Here is a 16,863-nt window from a genome sequence, read left to right on the forward strand (position 1 = left end):
TCCTTCAAGGTCCTCATCAAGGAGATGCAGTCGCTGTGCCTGAATGTCGAGGTCCTCTCGAGCGACGGCATGTCCATCGAGATGCGCGACACCGATGAGGACGTCTTCCGCGCGGCGGAAGAGCTCGGTATCGATCTGTCCCGGCGTGAGCCGAGCAGCGTGGACGAGGTCTGATCGATCATCCGGGGGAGGGCGCGCCGCCGGGCACGTCATCGGGCACGCCATCGGGCGTGCCCCTGAGTGCGTCGGCGGGCGCCCCGCCTGGGCGCACCGCCGGCGACGCCGCCCACCCTCCGCGATCACCACGCTGATGACGCGTTTCATCCTCACCGGCACTCCCGGTGCGGGAAAGACCACGATCCTGCACGGCCCGGCCGCGCGCGGCCACGCCACCGCCGAGGAGGCGGGCACCGCGCTCATCGCCGCCGAGCAGGCGCGCGGCGACGCCGCGCCGTGGACCCGCCCCTCGGTCATCGGCAAGGTCGCCGAGCTGTAGCGGCGCCGGCAGGAGCAGGCCGGCGGCGGAGTGCGGTTCTTCGACCGCTCGCCGGTCCGCACCCACGCACTCAGCAGGCACGTCGGACACCCCGTGCCGCCCTCGCTCACCGCCGAGATCGAGCGGATCACCCGCGAACGGGTCTATGACCGGCACGTGTTCTTCGTCCGCAACCTCGGCTTCCTGGAGCCGGCCGACGCCCGCAGGATCGGTTTCGAGGAGTCCCTGGAGTTCGGACGCCTCCACGAGGAGACCTACCGGGCGTTCGGCGACCACCTCATCGACGTGCCCGCAGGGCCGCCGGACGAGCGGGTCGCGCTGGTCGAGGAGCCGGCGTACCGGCCGGCGGGCGGCGCGGGCCGCCTCGCCTGCTCGTAGAGGTCCCTAAGGGACGCCCGGCGTCATGGGGTCACCGGCGCGGCCTGGCGGACGGCGGGGGAGAGCCACGACAGTGCGAGCGCCGTCGTGGCGGCGGCGAACGCGGTCAGGATCGGCAGCACGGAGGCGACCTCGTACAGCGCGGTGCCGAGCAGCGGGCCGACGATGAACGTGGCGCCGATCGTGGCGTTGATCAACCCCGCCACGGAGGCGTGCTGCCCCGGCTCGGCCACCAGCGTCGGCGCCGCGGTGAAGCCGGGAGCCGCCAGCCCGAGGCCCAGCCCCAGCACCACGAACGAGGCGACGATCAGCCAGAGCGTGTTGGCCGTGGCGAGCATCGCGAACGCGACGGCCGTGATCGGGGTGCCCACCCGCATCAGCCGCAGCACCGGCCAGCGCAGCACCGGGATGAGCGCGCCCTGCACGGCGACGAGGATCAGCCCGGCCGCGACCAGCGTGACGCCCACCGCCCCGGCCGTCTCCTGCGGCCCGAGGTGCAGGCGGTCGGAGACCAGGAAACCGACGACCACCTGCACCAGGCCGAGCGACAGGTAGAGGCAGAAGCCGATCGCGAGCAGCGGCCACATGCGCGCGTTCCAGGGACGCAGCTTCGCCGGGGGCCGCTCGGGCGGCGGGTCCGGTGCCGCCGCCGGCGGGCGCACGGTGGCCAGCACCCACGCCGTGAGCAGCAGGCAGATGACGGGCGCCAGATAGACCGGCAGCATGAGCGAGACCACGGCCAGCGCGCCGCCCCCAGCCGGGCCGAGCACCAGCGAGAGGCCCTGAGCCGCGCCGATCAGGCCCGTGGCGCGGGTGCGCTCGGCCTGGGTGCTGGTGGTCGCGGCGGCGACGGCGAGCGTGGCCACCGGCAGCGCGGCCAGCCCCGCGCCGAAGATGAGGCTGCGGGTGACCAGCAGCAGGCCGAACAGCAGCGGGGACGACAGGCGGCCGTCGAGCCCCAGGGCGGCGACGACACCGAACCCGGTCATGCCCGCCGTCGCCAGGCCGAGCCCGCACACCAGCACCAGGCGTAACCCGAGCCGCCGCAGCGCGAGCCCCCACAGCGGGCTGGAGACGGTCAGCGCCGTGGCGGCGGCGGTGACGACGAGGCCGAGCTGGGTCTCGGTCAGGTGCAGCTCGCGGGAGAGCGGGGCGAGTACGGGAGTCAGAAGTTGCTGGGCCGAGAAAACCACCAGAACGGTGAGAAGTAACGGGATCAGGGCCTTGCGCACCAGATGGTCCTTTCTCCGAAAGGTCAGGGACAGCGTACGTGTGCGCAGGAATAACGACAATCATTTCCCGACATGGTGGTGTTCATCAGCACAACACCATTTACGGAAAAAATGGGAAATGGGGTTTTTCATTTGGCGCGAAAACTCAGGGCTTGCGCGGGCTGCTCCGGAGTCCGCTTCCCGGACCTCGGCGCGATCCCACGACGCCGCCCCGCTGCGATGGGGTGGCGTGTCCGTGGGGTGATGAGGTGGCGCGTCCGGCGTGCTGGGGTGGCGTGTCCGTGGGGTGCTGGGGTGGCGCGTCCGGTGTGATGGGGTGGCGTGTCCGTGGGGTGCTGGGGCGGCGTGTCCGGGCGTGATGGAGCGGCGCGTCCGGGTGTGATGGCCGCGGGACGAGCTGGGGAAGGATGCCGCGTATCGCCGGGGTGGTGAACGCGCGCGGCACCCCGTTCAGGGACGCTGGCAGGACGATGGCGCCCCACGCAGAAGCATCGCGGCGACGGCGCCCCGCGTGTGCGATGAAGAAGAGGCGGAACGACCGCTGCCGAAGAGGCGTGGACACCAGGGCCGTCTGCCACGCCGGTCGATCTCGCCGTCCACCGAGGCATCGTGAACGGTGGACGGCGGGATCGATGGTTTGTGCCGGGCGTTCGTCAGCGGCCGTTCAGCACGTTGAGGAAACGCTGCTCGAAGGCGGCGGTGTCGGCCGTCGTGGCGTACTGGATCACGCGTCCGGTGGGGGAGAGGACCGTCCGGCCGGCGGAGGGGCCGTCCGTCACGACGTCGATCCTGCCCCGCGTGAACCCGACGTGCCCGGGACGGACGGCGCTCATCGCGGCCAGCGGGTCCCACCAGTACAGCAGCCGGTCGGCGATCAGCGGCCGCACCTCGGGATGCGTGACGATCTCCAGGACGGTGTCCGCGGCCGGCGTGCCGTGGTCGGCCGCGAGCCGGTCCAGGAACGCGTCCGTGATGAGCACCTCGTTGGCGGCGTCCAGGGACACCATCCTGAACGCGCCCGTGCCCCGCGTGATCGCCGCGCGCGCCGCCGCCGGGTCGAGCCAGTAGTTGAACTCCTGCGTGCCGTCGAACTCCGGCGGCGTGCCGCAGCACAGGTTGCCCGGCACGTGCACCGCGCCGCCCATCGACGTGAGCCGGGCGGGGGAGTACGGCAGCGCGGCGGCCAGGTTGGTCAGCGGCCCCGTGGCGATCACCTGGATGCCGGGGTCCTCCCCTACGAGCCGCCTGATCAGCTCGGGCGCCCGGATGCGCGACGGGCTCTCGTCACCGGCGCATCCCGGCGTCGCGGCCGTCAGCACCCGGTCGAACAGCGCGCGCAGATCGGCGGGGAAGAAGTTCGGGCCGGTACGGGAGTCGTCGGCGATCACCACCCCGCGCAGGCCCAGGCGGTCGGCCAGGCACCTGGCGTGCCTGATCGCCCGGCCCGGCAGGCCCGCGCCGGCGCTCGTGACCGTGATCGCGCGCAGCTCGATGCGGCCCGCCCGATGCTCCTGGGAGAGGTAGGCGAGGGTGGCCGCGTCGTCGAAGTCCATGTCGGTGTCGAAGATGACGGCGGGCGGGCGGGGGCGTGCCGCCGCCGTCGCAGGTGCCGTGAGAGAGGTCAGTGTGAGGGTCAGGGTCAAGACGAGCAGGAGACTTCTCATGGCGCTCCCGTGGTCGGAGACGTTGACGTCCAGTTGAACCGAGCACGATCAGCTTGTGGAGGCGTGATCCCGCAGGGCTCCGAAGCCCACGCTCCACCCGTGCGGGGAGCGGCGCCGCCCGTCTGCTCCACCGTGAGGGCGGCACGCCATGCCCCACCCGTGCGGGGGCGCGCCAGGAGCCGGAGGGTCAGCGGGCGGCCCAGGTGGTGTCGTCCAGCGGCCGGCCCGTGGAGAGGGCGGCGAAGAGCTTCTCCCAGAGCGGCATCACGACCTCGGGCGTGTAGCCGTGGGCGGTCTCCGCGGCGGCGGCGCCCAGGCGGAGGCGCAGGTCGCGGTCGCCCATCACCTGGCCGAGCGAGCGGGCGAGCGCGTCGACGTCCCTGGGCGGCACAAGGATGCCGTCCTTGCCCGGGGTGAGCACGTCGGCGGGACCGGTGGGGCAGTCGAAGGCGACGATCGGCAGGGCGTGGCCCATGGCCTCGATCATGGCCATGGGCAGGCCCTCGATACGCGAGCTGAGCGCGTAGACGGACGCCTTCGCCAGCTCTTCGTGGATGCGGTTGCTGCGCCCCATGAGCTTGATGCGGTCGCCCATGCCGGTCTCGTCGATGTGTTCCTGCAGCCGCTGCTTCGACGGCCCCGTGCCGAAGATGCGCAGCTGCCACTCCGGATGCTCGGCGGCCGCGGCGGCGAACGCCGGGATGAGCATGTCGAAGCCCTTCTGCGGCACCAGCCGCCCCACCGCGATCACGACGGGGTTGCTCTGGTCGGAGTGCTTGCGCCGCTCCATGCTGACGGCGTTGGGGATGCGGACCACCGGCGTGCCGGGCACCAGCTCGCGATATTCGCGGCGGCTGGTCTCGGTGAGCACGGTGATGGCGTCGAAGCGGCCGTAGTAGCGGCCGATGTGCTCGCGCACCGCCTCGTGGTAGGAGGCGAGGTTCATGTGCTCCTGCGCCACCCTGATCACGCCGCCCGTCGCGCGGCGGGCGGAGATCAGGTTGAGCGCGGGGCGGGTGGTGACGAGGACGCCGTCGCGCAGGCCGGAGACGTAGTCGATGGCCGCGCCCTCCACGCGTTCGGTGAAGTATTCGGCGGCGAACTCGCCGTACGGGACGATCTTGCCTCTGGCGCGCCGCCACACCTTGCGCACCAGCGAGTCGGCCGCGACGCCGCCGCGCTGGTCGACCAGCGTGGACAGCCGCACCCGCGGGTCGAGGGCGAACTGCGGCTCGTCACGGCGGCGGACCACGCTGACGATCTCCACGTCGTGGCCCGCCTCGGCCATCGCGCCCGCCTGGTTGAAGACGGTGCGGATGGTGCCGCCCATGCCGTACGCGTGCAGCAGCATGTAGCGGATCTTCACGGGAGGTACTCCCAGGTCCTGCACATGTCCTTGAGCACGTCGGGGATCTCGTCGGGGGAGGGAAGCTCGCGCCCTTTCTGCACGGTGCCGGACTGGATCTTGTCCTTCCAGTCGCCGAGGCCTTTGACGACCACTTCGGGCTTGCCGTACGTGAGGATCCGCGGCGACCAGGGCACCGACAGGAACTCGCAGATCTCGCGCCCGACCCGCTCCGGCTCCGCGGTCAGCTCCTCGTAGCGCACGGTGAGGCCCGGCAGTGCCCTACGGGCCCGCTGCACGGCCTTCATGTACCGCAGGGCGTCGGCCGCGGCCTCCTCGCGGGTGCGCTTGCCCGGGCTGGCCTCGTACCAGGAGGCCGCGATGGAGGCGGGATGGCGCAGCAGGAACACGAACCGCGCGTCCGGCCAGCAGGCCGCGAGGCGCTCGTACGCGAACGCGTTGGCGGGGGTCTTCTCCACGATGAACCGCTTGCCGCTGCGCACCAGCTCGCGGTGGAGCACGCGGTCCCACAGCAGATGTTCGAGGTCGGCCTTGGTGTGCCCGAGGGCTTCCATGGCCTTCTCCGCCAGCGAGGTATCGAATTCCACGCGCAACCGGCGTACGTGCAGCTCATGCGGGGCGTGCAGGTCGGGGTGCGCGTTGAGCATCGCCCGCAGCAGCGTCGAACCCGACCGGACCGGAGAGATGATGAACACCGGCTGCTTGACGAGGCGATCGGTCTCCGGATCCGCGGGCGGCCGGAACGGGGTCTGCGGCCGCTTCTGGGGTGCCGGCTTCGACGGCTTTTGCCCCGGTTTTCCTACTCGGTTGAGCTGGAATCCTGTGTACCTGGCCAGCGCTCCGTTGATAGTGCGCTGCCACTTCATGCCGAGCGAGGCTACCTGTCTTACCTGGGGATTGCCTGAAGGAAAGAAGGGGTCGCCTCCAGATTACCCGCTCGCCGTCGGGCACGTCTGGCCTGGTCAGGGCCTGTGAGGGCGATGAGGAACGGCCTCCGGCGGGTGCAAGGTCCGGGCGTCCCGCCGGTCGGAGCCCGGTCGGATCACTGAGCGCGCCCGGTCACGGAGTGACCGCGAACCACACGACCTTGCCGTTGTCGGTGGTCGTCACGCCCCAGTCGTCGGCTATCGCGCCGACGATCTGCAACCCCCGCCCCGAAATGGCGTCCATGTCCGCCGGCCGCGGGCGCGGCACGCCCTCGCCGGGGTCGAACACCTCCCCGTACACCTGGCCCTCGCGCTTCTCCAGGCGCAGGGCGTAGGCGGAACCCCCGTGGCGTACGGCGTTGGTGACCAGCTCGCTCACGATGAGCAGGCAGTCGTCAACGACGTGCGTGAGTCCCCAGTCGGTCAGATCGGTCCTGATCAGCTCCCTCGCCCTGCTGACGCCCGAGGGGACGGAGGGCAGAAGGTACTCCACCGTTCGCACCGGTGGGGCCGACAAGGACCCTTGTCGGAGGGCCATACGCATCACATCTCTCGCGTCTTGGGAGCGCTCCCAAACCCACGATAAACGTTCGCCCTCACTCTTGGGAATGCGCGCCGGAAAAGTTTGCCAAACGAGACTTGCGGTGTATCAGGGGATGCGGGCAACGGCTCCGTAGTTGCCGGACTTGCTGGGGTCGTCCTGGCAGGCGAGATCGTCGCCCATGGGCCGCCACTCCGGCACCCAGACCAGGCCGGGCGCCACCAGATCGAGTCCCGCTAAAAGGGCCGCCACCTCGTCCCGCGACCGTACCGCGAGATGGGGCAAGGTCATCGCGAGCGTGTCGCCGATGGCGGGCAGCAGCTCCTGCGGGACGCCGTCGAACGTGGTGTGCAGAAGCGCCAGGAAACTGCCCGCGGAAGCCGAGTGACGGAGTCGCTTGATGACATAGTGGGCATACTCCTCATCGTGGAGGCTGTAGGCCGACAACAGGAGCACCGCCACCGGTCGTTCCCAGTCGATGAAGGTCGTGACGACGTGATCGCTCAGGATCTCGTCGATCTCCCGTACGTCTCCCTCCACCACCCGCACCAAATCCGTGAACGGCTCGATGGTGGCCTGGGCCAGGGTCACCACCATCGGGTTGTTCTCGACGTACAGCACTCTGGGGTACGGGCAAGCGGCGTGTTTCGCCATGTCATGCAGCCCCTGGCCGGCGGACAGGCCGCTCGGGATCCCGCTGCCGACGATCACGAATTGCTCCACGTGTTCCTGGACCGCCAGATAGCGGATCACCCGCGAGCAGAATTCGAGAACCGCGCGGGCGGCGTTCGTCAGGGTGGGGGCCGCTTGATCAAAATGGCGCACCGCGTCCTTGTCGGCCTGGAAGTTGTTCTTCCCGCCGGCGGCGGCGTCGAAGATACGCGTGATCCTGGCCTGCGTAGTCTCCAACTTCGCCAAATTTCGGACGGCACGCTGATGCATGAGCGTTGCCCCTTTCCCCTCGCCGCTGACCCTTTTTCGCGGTAAGCGATCTTTGGACCTCACTCAGGACTCGAACCATATGTTCCAACAATTCCAGTCAATGACAACCCGATAGACCCGTTATCTTGGGAAATGTTTGTTACCAGAATCATCGTGGGAAGAAGCGTCGAGTGCGGCGTGATGCCCCGAATGTCGGGGTTCCCGCGAGTCAACGGGTCCATGAACTGGGCGGATGTGGATATCGCGCCCTGTTCGGCCGGTCGCCGGCCCTGCTGAGAAGATGAGCCCGCCGCACCGAGGTCCCCTTCCGAGGCCAGGCCAGGTTAGTCGTGCTGTGCCGGTCGGAGGGGCTGAATGTCGCGGATGGGTTTAGCTAGGTGGCGGCTGCGCAAAATGTCGGCCTTGGTTGTTTTGTTGCGTGCGCCGAACGGTGTGGCTGATGAGACGCATGCGCGCGCTGGGCACACGGAACGAGGCCGGCGGGGCGCACCGACCGTGGGCGCTGGGCTGTGCGCGTCGGTCGATGGCCGTGGTGGTGCGGGGCGCGGGCCGCGCGTGCCCGGTCAGTGGCGGGGTGGTGCGGGGTGAGTGGCGGTGCGGTCTGGGGCCGTTGGGTTGTGCGTGCCGGTTGGTGGTGGGGTGGTACAGGGCGCGGGGCTGGGATCGTTGGGTGCCGAACCGCATGGCAGAGCTTGTCGCCGTGCCGGGCTACATGGCGGGGCGGGCTGTCCCCGGGTGGGAAGGTGTGCAGGCGGGCCGGGACGGTTGGGCTGGTCGCGCCGGGTGGTGGCGCGCGTGGTGGGGCAGCGATGTCTCGGGTGGTGGGGCTGTCGGCGCAAGAGCCGTGCGGGGCGGGAGGCGGGCGTGGTGTGCCGGTCCTGCGGTTCGGGAGACGGGCGTGGTGTGCGTGTCCGGTCCGGTACGGGCCGGGATGGACGGTGGTGCGAGAGCCGGGCGGGAGACCGGTGGTGGTGGATCTGTCGGGCGACGCCAGGTGGGGCGGACGACGACGGCCGGGCTCCCGTGGGGAACCCGGCCGGTGGTCGGTGACACCGAGCCCGAGCGGAGGCCGATCGGGCTCGGCTGCCGAACGAGGTCGGCGGCGGCGCTCGGTGTCCGGATGGCGACTGGTCAGTCGGTGCCGGACTCCATGGCGGCGTGGTCGAGCAGCTCGTCGTCCTCCGGGACCTCCGAGTGGGAGATCGCCTCGCCGCGGGCGGCGATCGCCTCGGCGCCGCCCTCCGTGAGGGAGCCGATGAGGCCGCTGGCGGCCGTCTGCGTGGTCGTGCCGAGGAGCGCCTGGTGGGGGCTGCCCACCATGCCGAGCCCCGCGTACTGCTCCAGCTTGGCGCGCGAGTCGGCGATGTCGAGGTTGCGCATGGTGAGCTGGCCGATGCGGTCGAGCGGGCCGAACGCGGCGTCCTCCACGCGCTCCATCGACAGCTTGTCCGGGTGGTAGCTGAACGCCGGGCCGGAGGTGTCGATGATCGAGTAGTCCTCGCCGCGCCGCAGGCGCAGCGTGACCTCGCCGGTGATGGCCATGCCGACCCAGCGCTGCAGCGACTCGCGCAGCATCAGCGCCTGCGGGTCGAGCCAGCGGCCCTCGTAGAGCAGCCGGCCGAGCTTGCGGCCCTCGGTGTGGTACGCGGCCACGGTGTCCTCGTTGTGGATCGCGTTGACCAGCCGCTCGTACGCCGCGTGCAGCAGCGCCATGCCGGGAGCCTCGTAGATGCCGCGGCTCTTGGCCTCGATGACGCGGTTTTCGATCTGGTCGGACATGCCGAGCCCGTGCCGGCCGCCGATGGCGTTGGCCTCGAGCACGAGGTCGACGGCGGAGGGGAACTCCTTGCCGTTGATGCTGACCGGGCGCCCGCGCTCGAAGGCGATGGTGACGTCCTCGGCCGGGATCTCGACCTCCGGGTCCCAGAAGCGCACGCCCATGATGGGCTCGACGATCTCGATGCCGGCGTCGAGGTGCTCGAGGGCCTTGGCCTCGTGGGTGGCGCCCCAGATGTTGGCGTCCGTGGAGTACGCCTTCTCCGTGCTGGCGCGGTAGGGGAGGCCGCGGGCGAGCAGCCACTCCGACATCTCCTTGCGCCCGCCGAGCTCGCTGACGAACTCGGGGTCGAGCCACGGCTTGTAGATGCGCAGCGACGGGTTGGCGAGCAGGCCGTAGCGGTAGAACCGCTCGATGTCGTTGCCCTTGAAGGTGGAGCCGTCGCCCCAGATCTGCACGCCGTCGTCGAGCATGGCGCGTACCAGCAGCGTGCCCGTGACGGCGCGGCCGAGCGGGGTGGTGTTGAAGTACGTGCGGCCACCGGACCGGATGTGGAACGCCCCGCAGGCCAGCGCGGCCAGACCCTCCTCCACGAGGGCCTCCCGGCAGTCGACCAGGCGGGCGACTTCGGCGCCGTACGCCGCCGCGCGCCCGGGCACCGAGGCGATGTCGGGCTCGTCGTACTGGCCGATGTCGGCGGTGTAGGTGCAGGGCACCGCGCCCTTCTCGCGCATCCACGCGACCGCCACGGAGGTGTCGAGGCCGCCGGAGAAGGCGATCCCGACCCGTTCGCCTACTGGGAGGGAGGTGAGCATCTTGGACACGAGTAGAAGTATATACACACCAATGCATGATCATTCAAAGTCCGCCCCATGAAATGGCGTGTCCGGGGCGCGTCATGCCTGGTCGGTGGTCGTTTGCGGCGGTTTGGTGGGCTCGCCGTTCCGGGCGCATCCGGCAGGCGGTCGTCTCGTCTCCTGCGGCGTTCTTCGGGGCCGCGCCAAGCGCGTGCCATGGCCGGGCAAAACTTAAAGCAGTTGCTTGACTTACGTTCACCGGCTTGATTCTCTGAAGGTGTCCGAACCCGACAAAATCGGGTCAGAAGGCGTCAACCCTCGAGTGAGGTGACCGTGGTCGCCAGGACGGCCCGCGCCGAGCGCGTCAACGCCACCCGCGAGCAGATACTCACCGCCGCCGAGCGGCTCTTCGCCGAGCGCGGCGTGTACGCGGTGTCCAACCGCCAGGTCAGCGAGGCCGCGGGCCAGGGCAACAACGCCGCCGTCGGCTACCACTTCGGCACCAAGGCCGACCTCGTGCGCGCGATCCTGCGCAAGCACTCCGGCCGGATCGAGGAGCAGCGCCGCCGCATGCTCGCGGAGGTGGAGGGCTCGACCGAGGTGAGAGACTGGGTGGGCTGCCTGGTCCGCGCGCTCACCGGGCACCTGGAAGCCCTCGGCAACCCCACCTGGTACGCCCGCTTCGCCGCCCAGCTCATGGCCGACCCCGCGCTCCGCCAGATCGCCCGGGAGGAGGCGCTGACCTCGCCCGCCTTGACGCGCATCATGGAGGGCCTGCGGGGCTGCCTGCCCGAGCTGCCCGCCGACGTACGCGCCGAACGCCACGAGATGGCGAGCCAGCTCCTCGTCCACATGTGCGCCCAGCGGGAGCGCGCGCTCGCCGAGGGCCTGCCCACCCCACGAACCACCTGGCACGACGCCGGGACCGGCCTGATCGACGCGATCGCCGCGATCTGGTCCGCCCCGGTCACCAGAGAAGCCAAGGAAGGAAGCGCCTCATGAAGGTCACCGTGGACCGGGACAAGTGCTGCGGCGCGGGACAGTGCGTGCTGCTCGCGCCCGACGTGTTCGACCAGGGAGAGGACGACGGCATCGTGCTGCTGCTCGACGCGGAGCCGCCCGAGTCGCTGCACGCCGCCGTACGTGAGGCCGCGGCCGTCTGCCCGGCGGGCGCCATCGACGTGAGCGAGGACGCATGACCGACACCGTACGCGAAGCCGCAGCCGGGACCGAGATCCCGCGGTTCCCCGGCGTCAGGGCCGCGAAGTGCCCCTTCGACCCGCCGCCCGAGCTGCGGGCGCTGCAGCAGGAGGGGACGCTGGCCAAGGTGCGGCTGTGGAACGGCAGCACCCCGTGGTTCGTGACCCGGCACGCCGCCCAGAAGGCGGTGCTGAGCAACCCGAAGGTGAGCGCCGACATCACCAGGCCCGGCTACCCGATCCACACGCCCGCCGCCGGCGCGGGCGGGATCAGCTTCATCCTCATGGACGACCCCGAGCACGCCAGGCTCCGCCGCATGGTGCAGGCGGCGTTCACGGTACGCCGGGTGGAGACCATGCGCCCGGCCATCCAGCGCATCGTGGACGACCTCATCGACCAGATGCTCGCCGGGCCGAAGCCGGTGGATTTGGTGGAGGCGTTCGCGCTGCCGGTCCCCTCGCTGGTCATCTGCGAGCTGCTCGGGGTGCCGTACGACGACCACGACTTCTTCCAGCACAACAGCAAGACGATCATCAGGCGTACGGTGACGCCGGAGGAGCGCGCGGCCGCCTTCGGCCGCCTGTACGACTACCTGGACGGCCTGGTGGGGCGCAAGCTCGACGCGCCCGCCGACGACCTGCTGTCGAAGGTGGCCGCCCGGGTCGAGGCCGGCGAGCTGACCCGCGACGAGGCCGCCAGGATGGGCGTGCTGCTGCTCATCGCGGGCCACGAGACCACCGCGAACATGATCGCCCTCGGCACGCTGGCCCTGCTCCAGCACCCCGATCAGCTCGCCCTGCTGCGCGAGAGCGACGACCCCAAGCTGGTCGCGAGCGCCGTGGAGGAGCTGCTGCGCTACCTCAACATCACCCACAGCGGGCGCCGCCGCGTGGCCCTGGAGGACATCGAGATCGGCGGGCAGGTCATCCGTGCCGGCGAGGGCATCATCATCCCCAACGACATCGGCAACCGCGACCCCGAGGTGTTCCCCGACCCCGACCGGCTCGACGTGACGCGCGACGCCCACCGGCACGTCGCCTTCGGCTTCGGCGTGCACCAGTGCCTCGGCCAGTCGCTGGCCAGGGTCGAGCTGCAGGTCGTGTACGGCACCCTCTACCGGCGCATCCCCACCCTGAAGGCGGCGGCGCCGATCGAGGAGATCCCGTTCAAGCACGACGGCCAGGTCTACGGCGTCTACGAGCTGCCCGTCACCTGGTAGCCGGCCGTGCCGCCGATGATCTGACCGCCGATAATGAGGGGGCCGGGCGGGTGAACGGGGGTGCGCGATGGGCGCGGAGCTGGTCGAGCGGGTGCGCGGGCTGTGCGAGGGCGAGGATCGGGTGCTCGTCGGCATCGCCGGCTGCCCGGGCGCGGGCAAGTCGACGCTGGCCTCGTGGCTGGCGGCGGCGCTCACCGAGGCCGGGCTGCCCGCCGTCCACGTGCCCATGGACGGCTACCACCTCGCCGACGCCGAGCTCGAACGCCTCGGGCGGCGCTCGCGCAAGGGCGCCATCGACACCTTCGACGCCCACGGCTACCTGGCGCTGCTGCGGCGCGTGCGCACCGAGACCGGCTCGATCGTGTACGCGCCGTCCTTCGACCGCGAGATCGAGCAGCCCATCGCCGGCGCCATCCCCGTCCTGCCCGAGACCCGCGTCGTCGTCAGCGAGGGCAACTACCTGCTGTCGCCCATCGACCCCTGGCCGGCCGTGCGGGCCGCCATGACCGAGGTCTGGTACGTCGACCTCGACGACCGCGTCCGCCTCGACCGGCTGACCTGGCGGCACGTCCGGTACGGCAAGACGCCCGAGGAGGCGGCCCGCTGGGTCGCGACCGTCGACGAGCCCAACGCCGCCGCCATCCGCGCCACCCGCGACCTCGCCGACCTCCACATCGACTTCGACGCGCTCACCCTGTCCTGAGCGCCCCGCGCACCCGCCGGTCCCGCCGGGCCGGGTCGACGTGCCGCATGCGCCCAGGCGGAGACGCGCCGGAGGCCGAGAGGCCGGGCGGCGCGCCGCTGCGTCAGTGGTGCGTGACGGCGGGAATCAGCAGATACCGGTACACCTCGTAGCCGACGAAGGCCAGGACCGGCAGCCCGGCCACGATCAATAAGCGGCGTGGCAACGGCAGGCCCGGGTCGGGCCGGCGGACCTGTTCGACGGGTAAGGAGGGCACCCTGGCGGGCGGCAGCGGGTCGGCCGCCGCCAGCTCGGGATGGCGGTCGAGGTAGCCGGGCGGGAACGAGGTCAGCCGGGACGAACCGCACGCCGGGCAGCACGTCCCCGACCAGGGCGGCTGCACGGGAACCCCATGCTTGGACCAGACCTCGACGGCGGCGCCGTGGCCGTCGGCGAGGTGCCGGACGACGTACGGCTCCTCCCAGACGTGGAAACAGCGCAGGCACTCGAACGGCCAGGACACGCGGGATTCGAACTCTTCGCGCAAGAGGAAGCACCCCCTGGCAGGCTCCGGCGATCGGCGTTCGCTTCGAGTGTCCGCCCGCCGGCAGATGCACCTTCAAGGGGAGATGGCGACACTTTCCGCTACACAATGGTCACCGTTTGTCATGTTGCGCGGCCATACGAGCTGATCTCTGACTCCGAGCGGAGCACGTTTGTGCAGGTCAGGCGTGCGGTATGTGCGCTACTGGCCGCCCGGGGCAGGGCCGGTGCGACAGGAGGGGGACCGATGCCGGAGATGCGGGGGTACGAGGGCGAGCTCTGCGCCGAGTTCGCCGAGGTGATCGACGAGCAGGCGGCCGGGCGGCGGGTCGAGGCGGTCCGCGTGCGCATCGGGGCCAGGCACGGGGTGGACGCGGAGGCGTTCAGGCGGGCCTTCGCCGAGGCGGCGCGCGGCACGGCCGCTCAGGACGCGGCGGTCCACCTGGTGCTCTCCCCGGTGACGGTCGAGTGCGAGGCGTGCGGGCAGCGTACCGAGACGCTGGATCCGCCGCTCAGGACGCCCGCGCACGCGCACACGGCGGCGCGGGGCGCCGCCGGAGCGCCGCCACCGCGCCCCTGGGCAGGGGACGCGGGGGACGATCCCGGAGACGAGGCCGCGTACGCCTGCCCGCGCTGCGCGAGCGACCGCGTGACCGTGACCGGCGGCGACGAGCTGGCGCTCGAGGCCGTCTGGTTCCGCGCGGAACCGGCGATACCGCCTCAGCGGCCCCCTCAGACCAGGTAGCTCAGCCACAGGTACGGCGCGCACAACCCGATCGTCACCGCGGTCACGATCAGCCCGTACCGGGTGAACTGCCAGAAGCTGATCGGGGTGCCGTTGCGCGCCGCGATGCCGATCACGACCACGTTGGCCGCCGCCCCCACGGCGGTGGCGTTGCCGCCCAGGTCGGCGCCGAACGCGAGCGCCCACCACAGCACCTGCGCGTGCTCGTGGCCGCCCGCGGCCTGGACGAGGTCGGCCACGATGGGGCTCATGGTGGCGACGTACGGGATGTTGTCCACGATCGCCGACAGCAGGCCGGACGCGCCGAGCAGCACCATCGTGGTCAGCCCCAGCCGGCCCTGGGTGGCGTCGGCCGCCGCCTGCGACACCTGCTCGATCACGCCGGTGTGCACGAGCGCGCCGACCATGATGAACAGCCCGGCGAAGAACACCAGCGTCGGCCACTCGACCTCGCGGATCGCGTCCGAGGTGGTGACCTTGGTGGCCGCCACCAGCACGCCCGCGCCGAGGATCGCCACCACGGACGGCTCGTAGTGCAGCACGGGGTGCAGCACGAACGCCGCCATGACCAGCGCGAGCACGGTCAGCGACTGCCACAGCAGCCGCCGGTCGGCGATGGCCTCACGCTCGTCGAGCGCCATGACCTCGGCAGCCCGCGCCGGGTCGTAGGTGAACGCCTTGCGGAACAGCACCCGGCACAGCCCGATGAAGACGATCATCAGGGTGATCACCATCGGCGCCATGTGCACGAGGAAGTCGTTGAAGCTGAGCCCGCCCCGGCTGGCGATGATGATGTTCGGCGGGTCGCCGACCAGCGTGGCCGCGCCGCCGATGTTGGACGCCATCGCCTCGGCGATGAGGAACGGCACCGCCGGCAGGGCCAGCCGCTCGCACACCAGGAACGTCACCGGCGCGATCAGCAGCACCGTCGTCACGTTGTCGAGCAGCGCCGAGGCCAGCGCGGTGATCACGACGAGCAGCACCATCAGCCGGTACGGCCGCCCCTTGGCCCGCTTGGCCGCCCAGATCGCGAGGTATTCGAAGACCCCGGTCTGTTTCAGCACGCCGACGATCACCATCATGCCGAGCAGCAGGAAGATGACGTTCCAGTCGATGCCGGTCTCTTCGGAGAAGAACGCCGCGCTCGCGTCGGTGGCGTGGATCAGCAGCATGATCCCGGCACCGCCGAGCGCCGCCGCCACGCGGTGCACCTTCTCACTGGCGATCAGCGCGTACGCGCACAGGAACACCGCGACGGCGGCCCACGCGAGGACGGTCACGGGCGGATCCCCGGGGAGAGCGTGCTCGGCATGCGGTGAAGCCTCCTTGAGTGAACGACGACGACGACCATCGCCGACCAGACTTCCCGGCACACCCGATCACCAACGTATCAATAAGCACCGAACAGCACAGCACCGGATGGCCGTAAGGTGATCGCATGGCAGACGCGCACTTCGAACACCCCCGGCTCGCCGCCGTCTACGATCCCCTCGACCCCGACCGCGGCGACCTCGACGCCTACGCGGCCATCGCGGCCGAGCTGGGCGCGCGGCGGGTGCTCGACCTCGGGTGCGGCACGGGCACGTTCGCGCTGATGCTGGCCGGGCGCGGGCTCGAGGTGACCGGCGTCGATCCGGCGGCGGGCTCGCTCGAGGTGGCGCGCGCCAAACCGGGCGCCGACCGGGTGCGCTGGATCCACGGCGACGCCACGGCCGTCGAGCCCACGCTGGAGGCCGACCTCGCCACGATGACCGGGAACGTGGCCCAGGCGATCGTCGATCCCGATGACTGGGCGGCCACGCTCGACGCCGTGCACGCGGCGCTGCGGCCGGGGGGACACCTCGTCTTCGAGACCCGTGACCCGGCCAGGCGGGCCTGGCTGGAGTGGAACAAGGAGCAGACCTATGTGCGGGCCGACATCCCCGGGGTGGGCGTGGTCGAGCACTGGGTGGACCTGCTCGACGTCAGCGGGCCGCTGGTGACCTTCCGCGGCACGTACGTGTTCGCCTCCGACGGGCAGGTGCTGACCTCCGAGTCCACGCTGCGTTTCCGCGAGCGCGACGAGGTGAGCGCCGACCTGGCCGCACACGGCTACGCGGTCAAGGAGGTCAGGGACGCGCCCGACCGGCCGGGCCGCGAGTTCGTGTTCCTGGCCGAGCGCCCCGCCAGCTGACCGCCCGCGCCTCCCCGCCGCCCGGGCCGCCCCCGGTGCCGGGCTCCGCACGGCGCGCTCGCCTCCCGGCCCCGGCGCCCCGCACCTTGGTCCCGGTGCACCCGCCTCCCGGCCCCGGCGCACCCGTGCGGCGTCCCGCGTTCCGCTCCCGGCAGGCTCCCGTGCGAGCGCCTGGAGCCCGG

At 71.2% G+C, this 16,863-nt stretch carries 15 protein-coding genes and 1 pseudogene; 7 read left to right on the forward strand and 9 right to left on the reverse strand.

The window, feature by feature from the left end; genetic code table 11:
- Positions 1-310 precede the first annotated feature (310 nt).
- Positions 311-874, forward strand: a pseudogene (locus ACGFIM_RS35870) (AAA family ATPase).
- 23 nt (positions 875-897) lie between these two features.
- Here ACGFIM_RS35870 and ACGFIM_RS35875 read toward each other — a convergent pair.
- The 7 genes from ACGFIM_RS35875 to argG all read right to left on the reverse strand — a co-directional run bounded on the left by ACGFIM_RS35875 (position 898) and on the right by argG (position 10,146).
- Positions 898-2,106 carry an MFS transporter gene (locus ACGFIM_RS35875; protein WP_393210119.1) on the reverse strand — a complete coding sequence of 403 codons (1,209 nt, stop codon included), beginning with the start codon at positions 2,104-2,106 and terminating at the stop codon, positions 898-900.
- 653 nt (positions 2,107-2,759) lie between these two features.
- The gene (locus ACGFIM_RS35880) at positions 2,760-3,749 is read right to left on the reverse strand and encodes a nucleoside hydrolase (protein WP_393210122.1); all 990 of its coding nucleotides are present in this window, start codon (positions 3,747-3,749) and stop codon (positions 2,760-2,762) included.
- A 208-nt stretch (positions 3,750-3,957) separates the two neighbouring features.
- Complete coding sequence (locus tag ACGFIM_RS35885; protein WP_393210124.1) at positions 3,958-5,136, reverse strand: glycosyltransferase family 4 protein; 1,179 nt, start codon at positions 5,134-5,136, stop codon at positions 3,958-3,960.
- A complete protein-coding gene (locus ACGFIM_RS35890; protein ID WP_393210127.1) occupies positions 5,133-6,002 on the reverse strand; it encodes a sulfotransferase family protein in 870 nt (289 codons plus the stop codon). Before ACGFIM_RS35890 ends, ACGFIM_RS35885 begins: the two co-directional genes overlap by 4 nt.
- A gap of 193 nt (positions 6,003-6,195) precedes the next feature.
- Positions 6,196-6,555 (reverse strand): ATP-binding protein, encoded by a 360-nt coding sequence (locus ACGFIM_RS35895; RefSeq protein WP_393210130.1) that lies wholly within the window; start codon positions 6,553-6,555, stop codon positions 6,196-6,198.
- A gap of 156 nt (positions 6,556-6,711) precedes the next feature.
- Entirely contained in the window at positions 6,712-7,521 is an 810-nt protein-coding gene (locus ACGFIM_RS35900; RefSeq protein ID WP_393210133.1) for an SAM-dependent methyltransferase, read from the reverse strand.
- A 1,155-nt stretch (positions 7,522-8,676) separates the two neighbouring features.
- Entirely contained in the window at positions 8,677-10,146 is a 1,470-nt protein-coding gene (argG, locus tag ACGFIM_RS35905; RefSeq protein ID WP_393210136.1) for an argininosuccinate synthase, read from the reverse strand.
- A gap of 300 nt (positions 10,147-10,446) precedes the next feature.
- Between argG and ACGFIM_RS35910 the strand changes: the two genes are divergently transcribed.
- The 4 genes from ACGFIM_RS35910 to ACGFIM_RS35925 all read left to right on the forward strand — a co-directional run bounded on the left by ACGFIM_RS35910 (position 10,447) and on the right by ACGFIM_RS35925 (position 13,241).
- Complete coding sequence (locus tag ACGFIM_RS35910) at positions 10,447-11,121, forward strand: TetR/AcrR family transcriptional regulator (RefSeq protein WP_393210139.1); 675 nt, start codon at positions 10,447-10,449, stop codon at positions 11,119-11,121.
- Positions 11,118-11,318 (forward strand): ferredoxin, encoded by a 201-nt coding sequence (locus ACGFIM_RS35915; protein WP_364066397.1) that lies wholly within the window; start codon positions 11,118-11,120, stop codon positions 11,316-11,318. The genes ACGFIM_RS35910 and ACGFIM_RS35915 overlap by 4 nt, the downstream gene beginning before the upstream one ends.
- Complete coding sequence (locus ACGFIM_RS35920; RefSeq protein ID WP_393210143.1) at positions 11,315-12,538, forward strand: cytochrome P450; 1,224 nt, start codon at positions 11,315-11,317, stop codon at positions 12,536-12,538. The genes ACGFIM_RS35915 and ACGFIM_RS35920 overlap by 4 nt, the downstream gene beginning before the upstream one ends.
- Positions 12,539-12,605: 67 nt before the next feature.
- Complete coding sequence (locus ACGFIM_RS35925; protein ID WP_393210146.1) at positions 12,606-13,241, forward strand: nucleoside/nucleotide kinase family protein; 636 nt, start codon at positions 12,606-12,608, stop codon at positions 13,239-13,241.
- 103 nt (positions 13,242-13,344) lie between these two features.
- Here the strand turns inward: ACGFIM_RS35925 and ACGFIM_RS35930 are convergent, their stop codons facing one another.
- Positions 13,345-13,767 carry a hypothetical protein gene (locus tag ACGFIM_RS35930; protein WP_393210149.1) on the reverse strand — a complete coding sequence of 141 codons (423 nt, stop codon included), beginning with the start codon at positions 13,765-13,767 and terminating at the stop codon, positions 13,345-13,347.
- Positions 13,768-14,010: 243 nt separating this feature from the next.
- Between ACGFIM_RS35930 and ACGFIM_RS35935 the strand changes: the two genes are divergently transcribed.
- Complete coding sequence (locus tag ACGFIM_RS35935; RefSeq protein ID WP_393210152.1) at positions 14,011-14,508, forward strand: hydrogenase/urease maturation nickel metallochaperone HypA; 498 nt, start codon at positions 14,011-14,013, stop codon at positions 14,506-14,508.
- Here the strand turns inward: ACGFIM_RS35935 and ACGFIM_RS35940 are convergent.
- Positions 14,496-15,788, reverse strand: a complete 1,293-nt coding sequence (locus ACGFIM_RS35940; protein WP_393210155.1) for an ArsB/NhaD family transporter — start codon at positions 15,786-15,788, stop codon at positions 14,496-14,498. The genes ACGFIM_RS35935 and ACGFIM_RS35940 overlap by 13 nt on opposite strands.
- Positions 15,789-15,946: 158 nt before the next feature.
- Between ACGFIM_RS35940 and ACGFIM_RS35945 the strand changes: the two genes are divergently transcribed.
- A complete protein-coding gene (locus ACGFIM_RS35945; RefSeq protein WP_393210158.1) occupies positions 15,947-16,681 on the forward strand; it encodes a class I SAM-dependent methyltransferase in 735 nt (244 codons plus the stop codon).
- Positions 16,682-16,863 lie beyond the last annotated feature (182 nt).

The organism is Nonomuraea sp. NPDC049309, from assembly GCF_043196965.1.
Taxonomy (GTDB): Bacteria; Actinomycetota; Actinomycetes; order Streptosporangiales; family Streptosporangiaceae; genus Nonomuraea; species Nonomuraea fastidiosa.